Origin of the sequence: Xanthomonas sp. 1678 (assembly GCF_031455575.1) — a bacterium.
In the GTDB taxonomy this organism is placed as follows: Bacteria; Pseudomonadota; Gammaproteobacteria; order Xanthomonadales; family Xanthomonadaceae; genus Xanthomonas_A.
The window spans coordinates 495,543-512,250 of record NZ_JAVDSZ010000002.1; the positions used below are offsets into that span (position 1 = coordinate 495,543).

11 protein-coding genes are annotated in these 16,708 nt (G+C 70.3%); 6 read left to right on the forward strand and 5 right to left on the reverse strand.

Annotation, left to right across the window (positions count from 1 at the left end; all coding sequences use genetic code 11):
- Positions 1-245: 245 nt before the first annotated feature.
- Entirely contained in the window at positions 246-2,894 is a 2,649-nt protein-coding gene (locus J2Y70_RS05250) for a PAS-domain containing protein (RefSeq protein WP_309914190.1), read from the reverse strand.
- Positions 2,895-3,199: 305 nt separating this feature from the next.
- On the reverse strand, positions 3,200-4,369 hold the full coding sequence (locus J2Y70_RS05255; RefSeq protein ID WP_309914193.1) for a porin: 1,170 nt from the start codon (positions 4,367-4,369) through the stop codon (positions 3,200-3,202).
- A gap of 474 nt (positions 4,370-4,843) precedes the next feature.
- On the opposite strand from J2Y70_RS05255, the gene J2Y70_RS05260 reads away from it, so the two are divergent.
- On the forward strand, positions 4,844-6,181 hold the full coding sequence (locus J2Y70_RS05260) for a dicarboxylate/amino acid:cation symporter (protein WP_309914196.1): 1,338 nt from the start codon (positions 4,844-4,846) through the stop codon (positions 6,179-6,181).
- Between the two features lie 147 nt (positions 6,182-6,328).
- Positions 6,329-8,623 carry an NADP-dependent malic enzyme gene (locus tag J2Y70_RS05265; RefSeq protein WP_263395670.1) on the forward strand — a complete coding sequence of 765 codons (2,295 nt, stop codon included), beginning with the start codon at positions 6,329-6,331 and terminating at the stop codon, positions 8,621-8,623.
- Positions 8,624-9,060: 437 nt separating this feature from the next.
- Here the strand turns inward: J2Y70_RS05265 and J2Y70_RS05270 are convergent, their stop codons facing one another.
- A complete protein-coding gene (locus J2Y70_RS05270) occupies positions 9,061-9,303 on the reverse strand; it encodes a helix-turn-helix transcriptional regulator (RefSeq protein ID WP_309914201.1) in 243 nt (80 codons plus the stop codon).
- Positions 9,304-9,513: 210 nt separating this feature from the next.
- Between J2Y70_RS05270 and J2Y70_RS05275 the strand changes: the two genes are divergently transcribed.
- The 3 genes from J2Y70_RS05275 to J2Y70_RS05285 are packed head-to-tail and all read left to right on the forward strand — an operon-like array spanning position 9,514 to position 12,162.
- Complete coding sequence (locus tag J2Y70_RS05275) at positions 9,514-9,711, forward strand: zinc-finger domain-containing protein (protein WP_263395669.1); 198 nt, start codon at positions 9,514-9,516, stop codon at positions 9,709-9,711.
- Positions 9,712-9,722: 11 nt separating this feature from the next.
- A complete protein-coding gene (locus tag J2Y70_RS05280) occupies positions 9,723-10,835 on the forward strand; it encodes a glycosyltransferase (RefSeq protein WP_309914208.1) in 1,113 nt (370 codons plus the stop codon).
- Entirely contained in the window at positions 10,816-12,162 is a 1,347-nt protein-coding gene (locus tag J2Y70_RS05285) for an O-antigen ligase (protein WP_309914211.1), read from the forward strand. Before J2Y70_RS05280 ends, J2Y70_RS05285 begins: the two co-directional genes overlap by 20 nt.
- Positions 12,163-12,531: 369 nt before the next feature.
- On the opposite strand, the gene J2Y70_RS05290 is transcribed toward J2Y70_RS05285, so the two are convergent.
- Complete coding sequence (locus J2Y70_RS05290; protein WP_309914214.1) at positions 12,532-13,476, reverse strand: LpxL/LpxP family Kdo(2)-lipid IV(A) lauroyl/palmitoleoyl acyltransferase; 945 nt, start codon at positions 13,474-13,476, stop codon at positions 12,532-12,534.
- 119 nt (positions 13,477-13,595) lie between these two features.
- Between J2Y70_RS05290 and waaA the strand changes: the two genes are divergently transcribed.
- Positions 13,596-14,915, forward strand: a complete 1,320-nt coding sequence (gene waaA / locus J2Y70_RS05295) for a lipid IV(A) 3-deoxy-D-manno-octulosonic acid transferase (protein ID WP_309914217.1) — start codon at positions 13,596-13,598, stop codon at positions 14,913-14,915.
- Positions 14,916-15,336: 421 nt separating this feature from the next.
- Here the strand turns inward: waaA and J2Y70_RS05300 are convergent, their stop codons facing one another.
- Positions 15,337-16,701, reverse strand: coding sequence for a TolC family outer membrane protein (locus J2Y70_RS05300; protein WP_263395664.1), 1,365 nt, complete (start codon positions 16,699-16,701; stop codon positions 15,337-15,339).
- Positions 16,702-16,708 lie beyond the last annotated feature (7 nt).

Genomic DNA, 16,708 nt, shown 5'->3' on the forward strand with positions numbered 1-16,708 from the left:
AGCCTCGTGTGCCCAAACTCCACGAGTCGCTTCGCGCCGCACCCTCACCAACCCCTCTCCCAAGGGGAGAGGGGCTAAGGCACGCCACGCTGTTCCTTCTCCCCTCGGGAGAAGGTGCCCCGCAGGGGCAGATGAGGGTCCGGGCGAAGCCTCGTGCATCCAACTTCACGAGCCGCTTCGCGCCGTACCCTCACCCCAACCCCTCTCCCGGGGGGAGAGGGGCTATTGCTTCGGTGGGAGAGCGCTCAACCGCGGCGCAGCAGCATCTGCGTCATCAGTGCGCGTAGCGCCGGCGCGCGCACCGGCTTGGCCAGGAAGCCCCAGCCGCGTTCCTGGGCCAGCGCGCGCAGCGCCGGATCCGCTTCGGCGGTGACCAGGATCACCCGCGGCTCGGCGTTCCAGCGCTCGCACAGTTGCGCGAACAGGGCCGGGCCGTCGCGCGCGCCCATGCGCACGTCCAGCAGCACCAACTCCGGCGCCTGTGCCGGTTGCGCCGCGGCCAGCGCTTCCTCCGGGCCGGCGGCCAGTTCCACGCGGCATGCCCAGCGCTCCAGCAGCATGCGGCTGGCCTCGCACACGCGCGGCTCGTCGTCGATGCACCACACCCGGCAGCCGTGCAGGATCGGGTCGTCGCCGTTGTCGCTGGCCACCGCGGTCGGCGGCTGCGCCTGTGCCGCGGCGGCGGCGTCGCCCAGCGCCACGGTGACTGCGAACACGCTGCCGCGGCCGAGCTGCGAGCGCAGGCCGATGCGATGGCCGAGCAGGCGGCCGATGCGCTCCACGATCGCCAGGCCGAGGCCGGCGCCGCGGTCGTGGGCGACGCCGTCGCCGAGGCGGCGGAACTCTTCGAAGATCTCCTGCTGCAGCGCTTCGGGGATGCCCGGGCCCTGGTCGTGGACTTCGATGCGCAGGCGCTCGCCGTCGCGGCGGCAGCCCAGCAGCACGCGTCCGCGCGGCGTGTAGCGGATGGCGTTGGACAGGAAGTTCTGCAGGATGCGCCGCAGCAGGGTCTCGTCGCTGCGCACCGTGGCGCGGGTCGGCACGTAATCCAGGCGCAGGCCGCGGTCCTGCGCGACGATACCGAACTCGTGCGCCAGGGCCTGCAGCAGCGGCCCCAGCGCGAAATCGCGCACCTGCGTCTTCAGCGTGCCCGCTTCCAGCCGCGAGATGTCCAGCAGGCTGTTGAGGATCGCGTCCTGCGCGACCAGCGCGTTGTCGACATGGTCGGCGATCTGCCGCGCGTCGTCGTCGTGCAGCTTGCCGCGCAGCGCCGAGACGAACATGCGCGCGGCGTTGAGCGGTTGCAGCAGATCGTGCACGGCCGAGGCGACGAAGCGGGTCTTGTAGCGGTTGGCGTTCTCGGCCTCGCGCTTGGCGTCGGCCAGGTCGCGGGTGCGTTCGGCGACGCGGTGCTCCAGCGCATCGGCCAACGAGCGCAGTTCGCGCGCGGCGTTCTTGTAGCTGGTGATGTCGGCATAGCTGGTGACGAAGCCGCCGTCGGGCAGCGGGTTGCCACGGATCTCCAGCACCGTGCCGTCGTCCTTCTCGCTCTCGCGCATGTGCGGGCGGCCGCTGCGCAGGTGGTCGAGGCGACGCTGGATCGCCGCCTCCACCGGGCCGGGGCCGAGCAGGCCGCGGCGCGCGTTGTAGCGGAACACGTCCTCGATCGGGCGGCCGATGCGGATCAGTTCCGGCGGGAAGCGGAAGATCTCCAGGTAGCGCGAATTCCACGCCACCAGGCACAGCTGCGCATCGATGATCACCACGCCCTGCGGCAGGTGTTCCAGGCTGCGGCTGAGGCCGGTGTCGGCCTGCTGCGCGGCCTGCACGATGCCGTCCTGCGCGGTGCGCAGTTCCTGCGCGTGCTGTTGCAGCAGCGATTCCAGTTCGCGCCGGCTGCGCTGGCGCAACCGCGCCAGGCGCTGGCGCTGCTGGAACAGCAGGCCCAGGAACACCAGCGCCAGCCAGATGCCGGCCGCGGCCAGCGCGGCGGCGCGGCCGGCGGCGCGGCTGCCGCCGATGTCGTGCAGCAGGTGCAGGCGCCAGCCGCTCTCCGGCAGCGCCATGCTCTGCCATAGCAGCGGCGCGCGTTGCGCGGGAGCATCGACGCGCATCACCTGGCCGCCGTCGTCCAGCGTGTCCAGGCTGCGCCGCTGCGCCGGCAGCAGCGCCTGCCGGGCGTACTGGCGGGTGGCCAGCAGTTCCTCGCGTTCGCGCGCGCTCAGCGGCTGCAGCTGGCGGTAGCGCCAGGCGTCGCGGCTGGACAGGAACACCACGCCGTGGCGGTCGCTGACCAGCACCACGTCGGGCACGCGCAGCCACTCGCGCTCCAGCGCGGCCAGCTCGATCTTGATCACGATCACGCCGAGGGTGCGCCCGGCCTCGTCGTGGATCGCCTGCGACAGGAAATAGCCGGGCACGCCGGTGGTCATGCCGATGCCGTAGAAACGTCCGCTGCCCTGCGCCAGCGCCTGCTTCACGTAGGGGCGGAAGCTGTAGTCGGCGCCGACGTTGCTGCTGGCCAAGCGCCAGTTGCTGGCGGCCACGGCGACGCCGTCGGCGCCGATCAGGGTCAGCGTCGAGGAGCGGGTGACGTCGTTGGCGCGCTCCAGCTTCAGGTTCAGCCGCTGGTGCGTGGCCGGGTCCAGCGGCCGGGTCAATGCGTCGCGCAGTTCCGGATCCAGCGCCAGCACCTGCGGCAGGGTGCGATAGCGGTCGATGCGCTGCTGCAGGGTCTGCGCGTACAGGTCCAGCTGTTGCCGCAGTTGCCGGCTCTCGGCGCGCAGCGCGCGCTGTTCGGCGAAATGCCCGGCCGACAGCATCGCCAGCGCCATGCCGCCGAGGACGGCGAGCAGGAGCAGGGCGAGGTGGCGATAGCGCGAAGCGGAATACATCGGAGGGGACGCGGCCGGAGGATGGCCGTCAGCTTAGCGGCAGCGGCGTGCGCGCTGGTGGCGATCGGTCGTGCGGGCGGTTACCTGCGGCGCCGATGTGATCGCGCCATCGGCCGTCGCGGCCGGATGTCGGATGCAGTCCGGCAGCGCCGGTCCGGTGTGGACAGGCCGGCGGCGCCAAGCTGCATTTTCCTCTTGAATCCGTCCCGATCGGGCATTGCCGATCGGGACGTCGATCAGAACGTGCGATCCGTACGTCCTGATCGGGGCATGCCGATCGGCACGTGCCGATCAGCGCGCGCCGATCAGAACTGCACCTGCGCGCGCAGGTCGAACGAGTCCGGCTTGGTGCGCACGCCGGCGCGTTCGGCATCGGCGCGCACGTAGTTGGCCTGGAACTTGAAGTGGCTGGTCAGGTACCAGTTGGCGCCTAGGGTCCAGTTGTGCTCACGGCCGCCGAGGATGCTGCCGTCGTCCAGATCCAGGCGGCTGTAGCGGGCCAGCAGCTCGACCGCGCCGTAGGCGTTGGCCGGCTTGATGTTGGCCACGTTGCCGGCGCTGTACGGGCGCGACTCGCCGGTCAGCACGTAGCTGGCGAAGACGTACTGGCCGTCGGCGGTGTAGTCGGGGCGGCCGTTGTCGCGGGTGACCTCGGCGCGCAGCGCCTCGCCCTGCAGCGAGAACGGACCCTTGATCCAGATCGCTTCCAGGCCGGTGCGGCGCACCTGGTCGGCATCGACCAGAGTGCCCGAGTCGACCAGGCGCACGTCGGTCAGGCCGGCTTCCGGGCGCGCACGCAGACGCACGCGCGGGCTGAAGCTCACGTCCAGGCCGTTGTGGTAGCCGCGCGGATTCTCCTGCGAGTAGGCCAGGCCCAGGTGCAGCACGTCGCCCTCGGCCTTGAACGGGGTCCACACGCCACGCACCGCCTGGGTGGTGCCGGGGTTGTCGCCCTGCAGGTCCTTGCCGCCGTACGCGCCGGCCTGCAGCAGGTACTGCGGACGCTCGAAGGTCCACTCCACGCCGGTGCGGCGGCCCTGGTAGATCGCCTGGATCGGCAGCGCGGTCTCCATGAAGCTGTCGGCGCGAGAACTGGTCACGCCTTCCAGGCCGACCGGCACCTTGATGTAGCCCAGGCGCACCTTGCCGTAGTCGCTGCCGAACAGCGCCTTGGTCTCGACGCGGAAGAACACGTCCAGCCACAGCTTGGACTGGAAGTCGAAGTACACCATCGCGTCGTACACGCCCTTCTTCTTCAGCGTGGCGCCGAATTCCTTGCGCCGGAACGCGTTGTCGTCTTCCAGGCGCGCGTCGTCGTCGGAGAAGTTGTTCCAGTCGTAGCCGTAGTTGCCGGTCAGGGCCAGTTCGGTGCCGTCGTTGAAGGCGACCTTGGTCGGCCAATCGTCGAAGCCGCTGGCGACGGCGGGAGCGGCGGCGGTCAGGCACAGCGCAGCGAAGAGAAGGGTATGGCGCATGGTGTGATGTCTTCTTGATGAGGAAAAAAGCGCGCCGGCACTCGACTGAACGGGACGGGCTTGCGCGGGCGGTGCAGCGAGTTGCCGACCGCGGCCGAACCTCGGCCGCGGTGCGGGCGCATCCGTCGGAACAACGAGCCGCCCGCATGCAATAGCGGACGCATCCGGCGGTTCTTTACAGCGATGTTGCGATCCTGCGACGGCGCATCGCCCCTGAATACGCATGCGACACCGGCAGCGCCGGCGGCAGATCGGTGCGCGACGCAGCATCGGCGGGGCGCGGCCCGGCGCCGGCGTTGCGTGTCGCATCTCCCTCCCGTGAGCGTGCCGGGACACTGTAACTGCGCCGGCGGCGCCGCGAACAGGGAACTAGTACCAATAGGTTATCTGCTTAGAAGCCGGTGCCGCGTACAAAGGCAGCATTCCGGGACCTGCGTCGGGTCCCCGGTTCCGTCACGTTCCGGAGCGCTCTGCATGCATATCCCAACTTCCCCGGCCGGCGGCCTCGTGCATCGGCATGTGCCGTTCTACCGGCAGCTGTATTTTCAGGTGGTGGTCGCCATCGTGCTCGGCGCGCTGCTCGGCCACTTCGAGCCGGCCTTCGCCGAGAAGCTCAAGCCGTTGGGCGACGCCTTCATCAAGCTGGTGAAGATGATCATCGCGCCGGTCATCTTCCTGACCATCGTCACCGGCATCGCCGGCATGACCCACCTGAAGACAGTGGGCCGCGTCTTCGTCAAGGCGATGGTGTATTTCCTGTTCTTCTCCACGCTGGCGCTGGTGGTCGGCATGATCGTCGCGCACGTGGTGCAGCCCGGCGCCGGCATGAACATCAATGCGGCCGACCTGGATCAGAGCGCGGTGCACAGCTACGTGGAGAAGTCGCACGAGCTGACCCTGGTCGGCTTCCTGATGGACATCATCCCCAAGACGCTGCTCAGCCCGTTCGTCGGCGACAACATCCTGCAGGTGCTGTTCGTGGCGGTGCTGTTCGGCGTGTCGCTGGCGATGGTCGGCGAGCGCGGCAAGCCGGTGCTGAACCTGCTGGAGGCGCTGGTCGCGCCGGTGTTCAAGCTGGTGCACATCCTGATGCGCGCCGCACCGCTCGGCGCGTTCGGCGCGATCGCCTTCACCATCGGCAAGTACGGGGTGGAGTCGCTGATCAACCTGGCCTGGCTGGTGGGCTCGTTTTACGTGACCGCGCTGCTGTTCGTGCTGGTGATCCTGGGCGCGGTGGCGCGCCTGTGCGGCTTCTCGATCTTCAAGCTGATCCGCTACCTGAAGGCGGAACTGCTGCTGGTGCTGGGCACTTCCTCGTCCGAATCGGCGCTGCCGTCGCTGATGGAGAAGATGGAGAAGGCCGGCTGCGAGAAGTCGGTGGTCGGGCTGGTGGTGCCCACCGGCTATTCGTTCAACCTGGACGGCACCAACATCTACATGACCCTGGCCGCGCTGTTCATCGCCCAGGCGACCAACACCGAGCTGACCCTGGGTCACCAGATCGCGCTGCTGCTGGTGGCGATGCTCAGCTCCAAGGGCGCCGCGGGCGTCACCGGCGCCGGCTTCATCACCCTGGCGGCGACGCTGGCGGTGGTGCCGGAAGTGCCGGTGGCGGGCATGGCGCTGATCCTGGGCGTGGACCGCTTCATGAGCGAATGCCGCTCGCTGACCAACTTCATCGGCAACGCGGTCGCCACCGTGGTGGTCTCGCGCTGGGAGAACGCGCTGGATCGCGACCGCCTGCGCATCGCCCTGGACGGCGGCGAAGACGCGCTGCCGGCGGTCGTGGCCGAGCCTGCCGCGATCCGCTGAGTTTCATCACCCCGCGCGCGCGCCGGCCTTGCCGGCGCGCCGCGTTTCCGGCCCCCGGCCTGCGCGGCGACAGCCGCAAGACAGGCTTGGCCATGGCCCAGGGAGTAGAATCCTGGGTCCTCGCGCCTCTCGACTACAGAAGCCTCGATGTCAAACGACGATTTCAAACAGGCCGCCCTCGACTATCACCGCCAGCAGCCGCCGGGCAAGATCAAGGTGTCGGCGACCAAGCCGATGCTGACCCAGCGCGACCTGTCGCTGGCCTATTCGCCGGGCGTGGCGTTCGCCTGCGAGGCGATCGTCGCCGATCCGCAGCAGGCCAGCGCATTGACCGCGCGCGGCAACCTGGTCGCGGTGATCAGCAACGGCACCGCGGTGCTGGGCCTGGGCAACATCGGCCCGCTGGCGTCCAAGCCGGTGATGGAAGGCAAGGGCGTGCTGTTCCAGAAGTTCGCCGGCATCGACGTGTTCGACATCGAGATCGACGAGAACGATCCGGACAAACTGGTCGACATCATCGCCAGCCTGGAGCCGACCTTCGGCGGCATCAACCTGGAAGACATCAAGGCGCCGGAGTGCTTCGTCGTCGAGCGCAAGCTGCGCGAGCGGATGAACATCCCGGTGTTCCACGATGACCAGCACGGCACCGCGATCATCGTCGGCGCGGCGGTGCTCAACGCGCTGGTGGTGACCGGCAAGAAGATCGAGGACGTCAAGCTCGCCACCACCGGCATGGGCGCGGCCGGCATCTCCTGCGTCAACATGCTGGTGTCGCTGGGGCTGAAGCCGGAGAACATCCTGGCGCTGGACCGCGACGGCGTGATCCACACCGGCCGCACCGACCTGGACCCGGACAAGCTGCGCTACGCGCGCGACACCGACAAGCGCACCCTGGCCGAGATCGTCGAGGGCGCGGACATCTTCCTGGGCCTGTCGGCCGCCGGCATCCTCAAGCCGGAGATGGTGGCGACGATGGCGCCGCAGCCGGTGATCTTCGCGCTGGCCAATCCGAATCCGGAAATCACCCCGGAGGCGGCCAAGGCGGTGCGCCCGGACGCGATCATCGGCACCGGCCGTTCGGACTACCCGAACCAGATCAACAACGTGCTGTGCTTCCCGTACCTGTTCCGCGGCGCGCTCGACGTCGGCGCCACCGGCATCAACGAGGCGATGAAGATCGCCTGCGTCAAGGCGATCGCGGCGATGGCGCGGCGCGAGGCCTCCGACCTGGGCGCAGCCTACGGCGGCGAGACCCCGAGCTTCGGTCCCGACTACCTGATCCCGCGGCCGCTGGATCCGCGCCTGCTGGTCGAGCTGTCCTCGGCGGTGGCGCAGGCGGCGATGGATTCGGGCGTGGCCACGCGCCCGATCGCCGACATGGCCGCCTACCGCGACACGCTCAGCCAGTTCGTCTACCGCACCAGCCTGATGATGAAGCCGGTGTACGACCGCGCCCGCGCCGACAAGCAGCGCGTGGTCTATGCCGAGGGCGAAGAGGAAGTGGTGCTGCGCGCGGTGCAGAGCGTGATCGACGAAGGCCTGGCGTTCCCGATCCTGATCGGCCGCCCGGACGTGATCGAGGCGCGCATCGAGCGGCTGGGCCTGCGCATCACCGCCGGCGTGGACTTCGAGATCACCAACATCCACGACGATCCACGCTTCAACGACTACTGGCAGTACTACCACGCGCTGACCGAGCGCCGCGGCGTCACCGTCACCGCGGCCAAGGAACTGATGCGCTCGCGGCCGACGCTGATCGCTGCGGTGATGGTCGCGCGCGGCGAAGCCGATGCGCTGCTGACCGGCGTGGTCGGCCGTTTCCACAAGAAGCTCGGCTACGCGCGCAGCGTGATCCCGCTGGAGCCGCGGGTCAGTTCGACCTCGGCGATGACCGGGGTGATCAACCAGCAGGGCGCGTTCTTCTTCCTCGACACGCACGTGCAGGAAGATCCGAGCGTGGAGCAGATCGTCGAGGCCACGCTGCAGGCCGCGTACCGGCTGAAGCTGTTCGGCATCGAGCCGAACATCGCGCTGCTGTCGCATTCCAACTTCGGCAGCCACGACTCGCGCGACGCGCTGAAGATGCGCCAGGTGCGCGAGGCGCTGCTCAAGCGCAAGCCCGAACTCAACATCGACGGCGAGATGCAGGGCGACACCGCCTGGGACGAGGCGCTGCGCAAGCAGATCATGCCCAACAGCACGCTGAAGGGCCGCGCCAACCTGTTCGTGCTGCCGAACCTGGAAGCGGCCAACATCGCCTACAACCTGGTGCGCGTGTTCACCGACGGGGTGGCGATCGGCCCGATCCTGATGGGCATCTCCAAGCCGGTGCACATCCTCACCACCAGCGCCACCTCGCGCCGGGTGATGAACATGACCGCGATCGCCGCGGTCGATGCGCAGATCCGCAAGCAGCTGGAAGCGGAGAAGAGCGCACCGTAAGCGCTGGCTTCGGGCGTTCGATGTACATGCGCGCGCAGCCCGTAGTGGCTGCGCGTTTTGCTGTCGGCACTGCATGCCGAGCGGGGCGTGCGGTGTCTCTCTGCGGCGCGTGTCCGGATGCATCGCATCGGCCAGCCCGTCGCGCCAGGATGTGGCGATCGGGTTTGCCAGCGATCGGGAGTGGGTGCCTCGCAGGCATCAAAAACTGACCGAATTAACGGCGCATCGAACCCCGGCGTGATCGATGGCCGATGGGCCATGGCGTCGGGACGCCGCACAGGCGTCTCCCGCGCACACGCCACCGGCGTGTGTCGCATGAACGATTTAGAGTCCGAAGTGGGATGAATTGCGCTTGACGGGCGCAGGCATGACGCCATGGCGGCATCCGCCGCGCGGCTGCGCAGGATCTAACGCGGCGCCAGCGGCGCCGCGGCCCCTCAGGCCAGGCGCTTGCCGGCTGGCAGCGGCAGGCTTTCGTGGTCGCCCTGGTTCAACTTGGACGGCTTGCCGGTCAGCAGCACGTAGGCATCGACGCCGGTAAGTTCGGCAATCTTCAGCAAATGCCGGGCATTGGGAACCGAACGATTGTTCTCCCAGTGACCCAGGGTGCTATGCGCCACACCAAGCAAGGCCGCCAGCTCGCGCAGCGTGAAACCGGCATTGCGCCGCGCCTGCATCAATCGCACACCTATATCCACGGGACACCTCGGAGCGGCAGGTTTGCGCCGCGTACCGCCGAGCATAGTGGATGTCATCGCTTGGCATCAAGCCGCTACGCAAGGACACGTCCAGGTCATGGCCGGCGGCGCATGCGCGCGCGCCGCCCGCCCCGGCGCGCGCGCGGGACGGGCTGCTAGAATTCGCTGTCCCCTCCCGCCGTGCCTACCGCTATGAGCCATACCGCCACCGCGCCCGCCAATGCAGAGAAGCGCTACACCGTGCACCGCGCCGAGCTGCCGCTGAGCTGCCCGACGCCGGAGATGGCGCTGTGGAACTCGCACCCGCGGGTGTACCTGCCGGTCGAGGACGAGCCGGGCAACGAAGCCCAGTGCCCCTACTGCGGCGCGGTCTTCGTGCTGGTCGACTGACCGCCGGCGCGATGCACCGCCTGACCGTGGTGCAACTGCTGCCGGCGCTCGAATCCGGCGGCGTCGAACGCTCCACCCTGGAAATCGCCGCGGCGCTGGTCGCGGCCGGGCACCGCGCACTGGTGGTCTCGGCTGGCGGTCGCCTGCTGCCGGCGCTGGCCGCGACCGGCGCCGAGCACATCGCCCTGGACATCGGCCGCAAATCGCTGCTGAGCCTGCGCCACGTGCCGGCGCTGCGCCGCCTGTTCGTGCGCGAGCGGGCGGACATCGTGCACGCGCGCTCGCGGCTGCCGGCCTGGCTGGGGTGGCACGCGCTGCGCGGCTTGCCCGCGGCGCAGCGGCCGCGCTTCGTCACCACCGTGCACGGGCTCAATTCGCCGAGCCGCTACAGCGCGATCATGGCCCGCGGCGAGCGGGTGATCTGCGTATCCGCCACGGTGCGCGACTACGTGCTGCGCCATTACCCGCAGACCGACCCGGCGCGGCTGCGGGTGATCCCGCGCGGCATCGACCCGGCGCAGTTCCCGCGCCGTGCGCAGCCCGATCCTGCGGCGCGCGCCTGGGCCGCGACCCAGGCACCGGCCACGGCCGGGCATGGCCCGTTGCTGTTGTTGCCCGGCCGCGGCACCCGCCTCAAGGGCCATGCCGACGCGCTGCGCCTGCTCGCCGCAGTGCGCGCCGACGGCAGCGACGCGCGGCTGTGGCTGCCCGGCGCGCGCGAGGCCGGGCGTGTGGCCTACATACAGGAGCTGGAAGCGCAGGCCGCCGCGCTGGGCATCGCTGATGCGGTCGCGTTCACCGCGCCGACCGCGCGCATCGCCGAGGCCTATGCCGCCAGCGACCTGGTGCTGCAGCTGTCGCGCAAGCCGGAAGCGTTCGGACGCACCGTGGTCGAGGCGCTGGCGGTGGGGCGGCCGGTGCTGGGCTGGGCGCACGGCGGCGCCGGCGAACTGCTGGCGCAGCTGCAGCCCGAGGGCGCGGTGCCGGCCTTCGATCCGGCGGCGCTGCACGCCGCCGCGGCGCGCCTGCTGGCGCATCCGCCGACGCCGCCGGCGCAGATTCCCTACACGCTGCAGGCCATGCAGCGCGCGACCCTGGCCGTGTATGACGAACTCCACGACTGATTCCTCCCTGCTCGCGCCGCTGACCCCGGCGCGCAACGAACGCTGGGCGCCGGTGTGGGTACTGGCGTTCGTGGCGCTGTGGCCGGCGCCGGGTCTGGCCGCCGGGGTGCTGGCGCTGGGCGCGCTGGTCACCCTGGCGCGGCTGCTGCACAGCCGTTTCCGCGGCGGCGCCAGCCTGCTCAGCGGCCCGGCGTGGGCGCTGACCACGCTGCTGTTCCTGAGCTACTGGCTGCCGCAGCCGCTGTCGGCGCTGGACGCGGTGGACGTGCCGCTGGCGCTGCGCGAATCGGCGGTGGACCTGCGCTTCCTGCCGTTCCTGTGGCTGGTGGCGATGGCGGTGGCGACGCCGCGCGGCCGCCGCACCACCTTCAACGGCCTGGCGATCATCGCCGCGATCTGGACCGCCGATGCACTGGCGCAGGCGCTGTGCGGCAGCAGTCCGCTGTTCTGGTCGATGGACCAGCTGAAGTGGGCGATCAGCCACCACGGCCTGTGCACGCCGCAGGAGATCGCGCTGGCCGACCGTCTCAGCGGGGTGTTCGGGCCCTGCAACCTCAAGTTCGGCCAGGTACTGGCCAGCCTGTCGCCGTTCCTGCTGTTCCTGGCCGGGCGCCGCGGCGGCGCCTGGGGCTGGCTGTGCGCCGCCGCGGCGGTGGGCGTGGTGCTGGTGCTGGCCGGGTCGCGCGCCTCGTGGATCACCTACGCGCTGGTGCTGCTGCTGTCGGGCTGGCGCCTGCTGGGCATGCGCCGGCTGCTGGCGCTGGGCGTGGCCGCGGTGCTGGTCGCCGGCGTGCTCGGCGCGCTATCGCCGCAGGTGCGCGAGCGCTTCGCCCGTACCACGCTGGCGCTGAGCGGGCGTCCGGCCGATCTCGATGCGGCGCTGGCCGGGCGCACGCAGATCTGGAGCGCCTCCTGGTGCATGATCCGCCAGCATCCGCTCAACGGCGTGGGCGTGCGCGGGTTCCGCGAAGCCTATGTCGCCTGCGACCCGGATCCTGCGCATGGGGGCGCCTGGGGCCGCGAGCCGGCCTTCCACGCCCACCAGATCGTGCTCGAAGTGCTCAGCGAGACCGGCGCGATCGGCTTGCTGCTGTGGCTGGCCGGCGCCGCGCAGGCCTGGCGCGCGTGGCGCTACGCCTCGCCGCAGGCGCGCGAACGGGCGCGGCCGGCGATGCTGGCGCTGCTGGCGACCGTGTTCCCGTTCAACACCCACCTGGCGTTCTATTCGTCGTTCTGGGGCTCGCTGGCGCTGATGCTGGTCGGGCTGTATGTCGGCGCGCTGCTAGCCGAGGAGCGTGACACCGAGGGCGCTGCAGGAACCGTGTAGCCCCTCTCCCGCTGGGAGAGGGGGGCGGCGCGAAAGCGACTCGCGGAGTTTGGGTGCACGAGGCTGTGCCCGTACCCTCATCCGCCCCTGCGGGGCACCTTCTCCCGAGGGGAGAAGGGAACAGCCGGTGCCCCTCTCCCACCGGGAGAGGGGTTGGGGTGAGGGTCCGGCGCGAAAGCGACTCGCGGAGTTTGGGTGCACGAGGCTGCGCCCGTACCCTCATCCGCCCCTGCGGGGCACCTTCTCCCGAGGGGAGAAGGGAATAGCCGGTGCCCCTCTCCCACCGGGAGAGGGGTTGGGGTGAGGGTCCGGCGCGAAAACGACTCGCAGAGCTGGGGCGCACGCGGCCGCACCCGCCCTACACCTGGCTCAATCGCGCGCGTAGAACGTACTGCGGCCGCCGGGCTGGCGCTTGAAGCGGCGGTGGATCCACAGGTATTGCGCCGGCGCCTCGCGCACCATGGCCTCGATCGCGGCATTGACCCGCGCGGTGTCGGCGACCATGTCCTGCGACGGAAAATCTTCCAGCGGCGGGGCGATGCGCAGCACGTAGTCGGCGCCTTCGCGGCGGTGGAAATACGGCACCACCGCGCAGCCGGTCAGCCGCGCCAACTGGTGGGTGGCGGTGATGGTGGAGGCGGGCATGCCGAAGAACGGCACGAACACCGTGTCCTTGCCGCGCATGTCCTGGTCCGGCGCGTACCACAGGAAGCCGCCGCGCTTGAGGTGGCGCACGCTGCCGCGCAGGTCCTCGTTGGCGAACATGGCGATGGCGTAGCGCAGGCGGCCGCGCTTGACCGCCCACTCGAACACCGGATTGCGGTGGCGGCGGTACATGCCGGCCAGCGGCACGTACTGGCACAGCAGCCGCCCGCACATCTCCAGGGTCATGAAATGGCCCGACACCAGCAGCACGCCGCGGCCCTGCGCCTGCAGCGCGCGCAGGTGCTCCAGGCCTTCGATGCGGGTGCGGCGGCGGATCGGGGCGATGCTGCCCCACCAGGCGCGGGCGAACTCGAACACGCCCACGCCCAGCGCATCGAAGCTGTCGTGCAGCAGGCGCGTGCGCCAGGCCTCGCTCTGCTCGGGGAAGCACAGTTTCAGGTTCACTTCGGCGGCGTGGCGGCGGGTGCCGGCCAGGCGCAGCGCGATCCAGCCGACGCCGCGGCCGAGCGCGCGCTGCAGCAACCAGGGCAGCCGGGCCAGGGCCACGGCGATGCCGAGCAGCAACCAGGTCGGCCAGTGCCGCGGCGAACGCGGCGGCGGTGCGGCGGTGGTGGCGGCGGCCGGAAGGGCGGGGGATGGGGCGGACATGCGCCAAGTTTAGCCGGGAGCGGGCAACGCGGCGTCGGCGCCGCGTCGCGATGGCGCGTGCAGGGATGGCGGTCGCGATCGTCTGCCGCCTGCGCGGCGCAACCCGCTATGCTTCCGCGATGCGCAACGATTTCATCGAGCGGCTGCTGCGCGGCCTGTATTCGGCCGTGCTGTACATGCTGCTGCCGGTCACCGTCTATCACCTGGTCTGGCGCGGTTTCCGCGTGCGCCAGTACTTCCAGCGCTGGGACGAGCGCTACGCCTCGTATCCGCAAGCGCGCGGGCGGCCGCGGGTGTGGCTGCACGCGGTGTCGGTGGGCGAAGTCAACGTCGCCGCGCCGGTGGTCAACGCGCTGCGCGTGCTGCGCCCGGACATCCGCTGGGTGATCACCACCATCACCCCGACCGGGTCCGAGCGGGTGCGCGCGCTGTGGGGCGATGCGCTGGACCACGTCTACCTGCCGTACGACGTGCCCGGCAGCGTGGGCCGTTTCCTGCAGCACTTCCGCCCGAGTCTGGCGCTGATCCTGGAAACCGAACTGTGGCCGAACATGCTGTTCGGCTGCCGCGACCGCGACATCCCGGTGTATGTGCTCAACGCGCGGCTGTCGGCGCGCTCGCTGCGCGGCTACCGCCTGCTGCGGCCGTTGATCGGGCGCGCGCTGCGCACTGTCGCCTGCGTGGCGGCGCAGTCGCAGGCGGACGCCGAACGCTTCATCGAACTCGGCGCGCGTCCGCAGCAGGTGCGCGCGCTGGGCAACCTGAAGTTCGATATCGCCGTGCCCGAGCACCTGCCGGAGTTCGTCGCCGCGTTCGGCGAACGCGTGGCGCCGACGCGGCCGGTGTGGATCGCCGCCAGCACCCACGAGGGCGAGGAGGCGGCGGTGATCGAGCTGCACCGGCAACTGCGCCGGCAGTGGCCGGACCTGCTGCTGCTGTGGGCGCCGCGCCACCCCGAGCGCTTCGCCAAGGTCGAGACGCTGGCGCGCGACCAGGGCTGGCGCGTGGCCACGCGCCGCCAGCAGCAGTGGCCCGGCGCCGAGGACGACGTGTTCGTGATCGATACGCTGGGCGAACTGATGACGTTCTATGCCTGCGCCCAGGTCGCCTTCGTCGGCGGCAGCCTGCAGCCGATCGGCGGGCACAATCTGCTGGAGCCGGCCGCGGTCGGCACGCCGTCGGTGACCGGGCCGCACCTACACAATTTCGCCGACATCTCGCGGCGCATGCGCGAGGCCGGCGCCGTGGCGATCTGCGAGGACGCCGCGGCGGTGTGCGCGGCGCTGCACGAGTTGCTGGGCGATGCCGCCGCGCGCGCGCGCATGGCCGAGGCCGGGTGCGCGCTGGTCGCCAATGGCCGCGGCGCGCTGCAGCGGGCGCTGCAACTGATCGCGCACGATCTGCCGCCGGTGGCGCCGGATCTGCCGCCGGGCGAATAGGCGTTGCGTCCTGGGCGTTGCGACCGTGGACGTGTCGTGGGAGCGGCTCCGGTCGCGACATGCGTTGCCGGTGAAGCCTGTCGGGGCTGAAAGGAACCTCGAGAATCTCGCGGCCGGAATCTGCGCGATAGGGCATCACTGGCGCGCGCCTTTTCTGTCGCGGCTGAAGCCGCTCCTACAAAAATGCGGTGCTGCCACTGCAGGAGCGGCTTCAGCCGCGACAGAAAGATGAAGCGCTCGCGATGCCAAGGCGCTCATCGAAAACGCGGCATCAGCGCCAGCGAGTCCCTCGTCCCAGATCTTGCTCGGGAGTCCTCGGTGCCACCAGGCATTGTCCCTGGCCACTGTGCCGGCCCTCAAGCAAAAACGGCGGACCCGAAGGCCCGCCGTTCGCGGTGTCGCACAGACGCCGGTATCGGCGTTACTGGGTGCTGCTGCCGGAGTTGAGCTTGGATTCGGCGCTCTGGGTCAGCAGCGCGTTGATCGACTGCACCTCGGCCACGTCCAGCGAGCCCAGCGCCTGGCTCAGCAGCAGGCGGTTCTGCAGGAAGTTGTAGCGCGCCTGCGCATAGGCCAGCTGCGCCTGGTACAGCGTGCGCTGGTTCTGCACCACGTCCAGCACGGTGCGCGTGCCCACTTCCAGGCCGACCTGCGAGGCGTCGTACGCGGCCTGCGCCGAGACCACCGCCAGGCGCCGCGCCTCGATTTCGCTGATGCCGGCGACCACGGTCTGGTACGCGTTGCGGGTGTTGCGATCGAGCGCACGCTTCTGCAGCTCGTAGGTGTCCTGGGCGATGTCGCGCTGCGCCAGCGCCTGGCGCACCGCCGACTGGGTCGCGCCGCCGGCGAAGATCGGGATGTTCAGGGTCACGCCGATGACGTTGCTGTCCGAGCGCGGCGAGTTGCTGCCGGAGACGCCGTCGCCCCAGCTGGCGTCGCGGCCGACGCTGGCCGCCAGATTCAGCGTCGGCAGGTGGCCGGCGCGCGCGGCGGAGACGCTGTTCTCGGCCGCCTGCACCTGGTACTGGTAGGCGCGCAGCGACGGGTTCTTGTCCAGCGCCGAGGCGATCAGGCCGTCGATGTTGCTGCTCTCGGCCGGCAGCTGCGGGCGGAAGTCCTCCGGCAGGCTGCGCAGGTCGCGTACCGGCTGCCCGGTGATCTCGGTCAGCGCCTGGTACAGGTCCTGCAGCGAGTTGCGCGCGGTGATCGTGTCGGCGCGCGCCTGGTCGTACTCGGCACGCGCTTCGTGCACGTCGGTGATCGGCGCCAGGCCCACTTCCAGGCGCTTGTCGGCGTAGTCGAACTGCTTCTTGGCGGCGGCTTCGTTGGTCTCCGCGGCGACCAGCGACTCGATCGCCACCAGCACGTTGAAGTAGGCTGCCGAGGTGCGCACGATCAGGTCGTCGTTGGCCGATTCCAGCGTGTAGTCGGCGGCCAGGCTGTTGGCCTTCTGCGCGCGCAGGGTGGCGAACTGGGCGAAGTTGACCAGCGTCTGCTGGCCCTGGATCGCGTAGCTGCGGCTCTTGCCGGTGCCGGCCAGTTCGCCGGTGCCGCGCTCGATCTCGCTGTGGCTGCGCTGCAGCGAAGCGGAGCCGTTCAACTGCGGCAGCAGCGCCGCGCGCGCCTGCACTTCGCCTTCCTTGTTGTACAGCCGGTTCGATTCGGCGGTGGCCAGCTGCGGATCGCTGTTGCGCGCCATTTCGTAGACTTGCAGCAGGTCCGTGGCGTTGGCGGCCAACGGAGACAGCGCGGCGGCCAGCGCCAGGACGAGGGATCGGCGGATCATTGCGGCT

Coding starts and splice junctions, on each gene's coding strand:
- J2Y70_RS05250 (WP_309914190.1), bottom strand. CDS start 2,894: ATGTATTCCGCTTCGCGCTATCGCCACCTCGCCCTGCTCCTGCTCGCC.
- J2Y70_RS05255 (WP_309914193.1), bottom strand. CDS start 4,369: ATGCGCCATACCCTTCTCTTCGCTGCGCTGTGCCTGACCGCCGCCGCT.
- J2Y70_RS05260 (WP_309914196.1), top strand. CDS start 4,844: ATGCATATCCCAACTTCCCCGGCCGGCGGCCTCGTGCATCGGCATGTG.
- J2Y70_RS05265 (WP_263395670.1), top strand. CDS start 6,329: ATGTCAAACGACGATTTCAAACAGGCCGCCCTCGACTATCACCGCCAG.
- J2Y70_RS05275 (WP_263395669.1), top strand. CDS start 9,514: ATGAGCCATACCGCCACCGCGCCCGCCAATGCAGAGAAGCGCTACACC.
- J2Y70_RS05280 (WP_309914208.1), top strand. CDS start 9,723: ATGCACCGCCTGACCGTGGTGCAACTGCTGCCGGCGCTCGAATCCGGC.
- J2Y70_RS05285 (WP_309914211.1), top strand. CDS start 10,816: ATGACGAACTCCACGACTGATTCCTCCCTGCTCGCGCCGCTGACCCCG.
- J2Y70_RS05290 (WP_309914214.1), bottom strand. CDS start 13,476: ATGTCCGCCCCATCCCCCGCCCTTCCGGCCGCCGCCACCACCGCCGCA.
- waaA (WP_309914217.1), top strand. CDS start 13,596: ATGCGCAACGATTTCATCGAGCGGCTGCTGCGCGGCCTGTATTCGGCC.
- J2Y70_RS05300 (WP_263395664.1), bottom strand. CDS start 16,701: ATGATCCGCCGATCCCTCGTCCTGGCGCTGGCCGCCGCGCTGTCTCCG.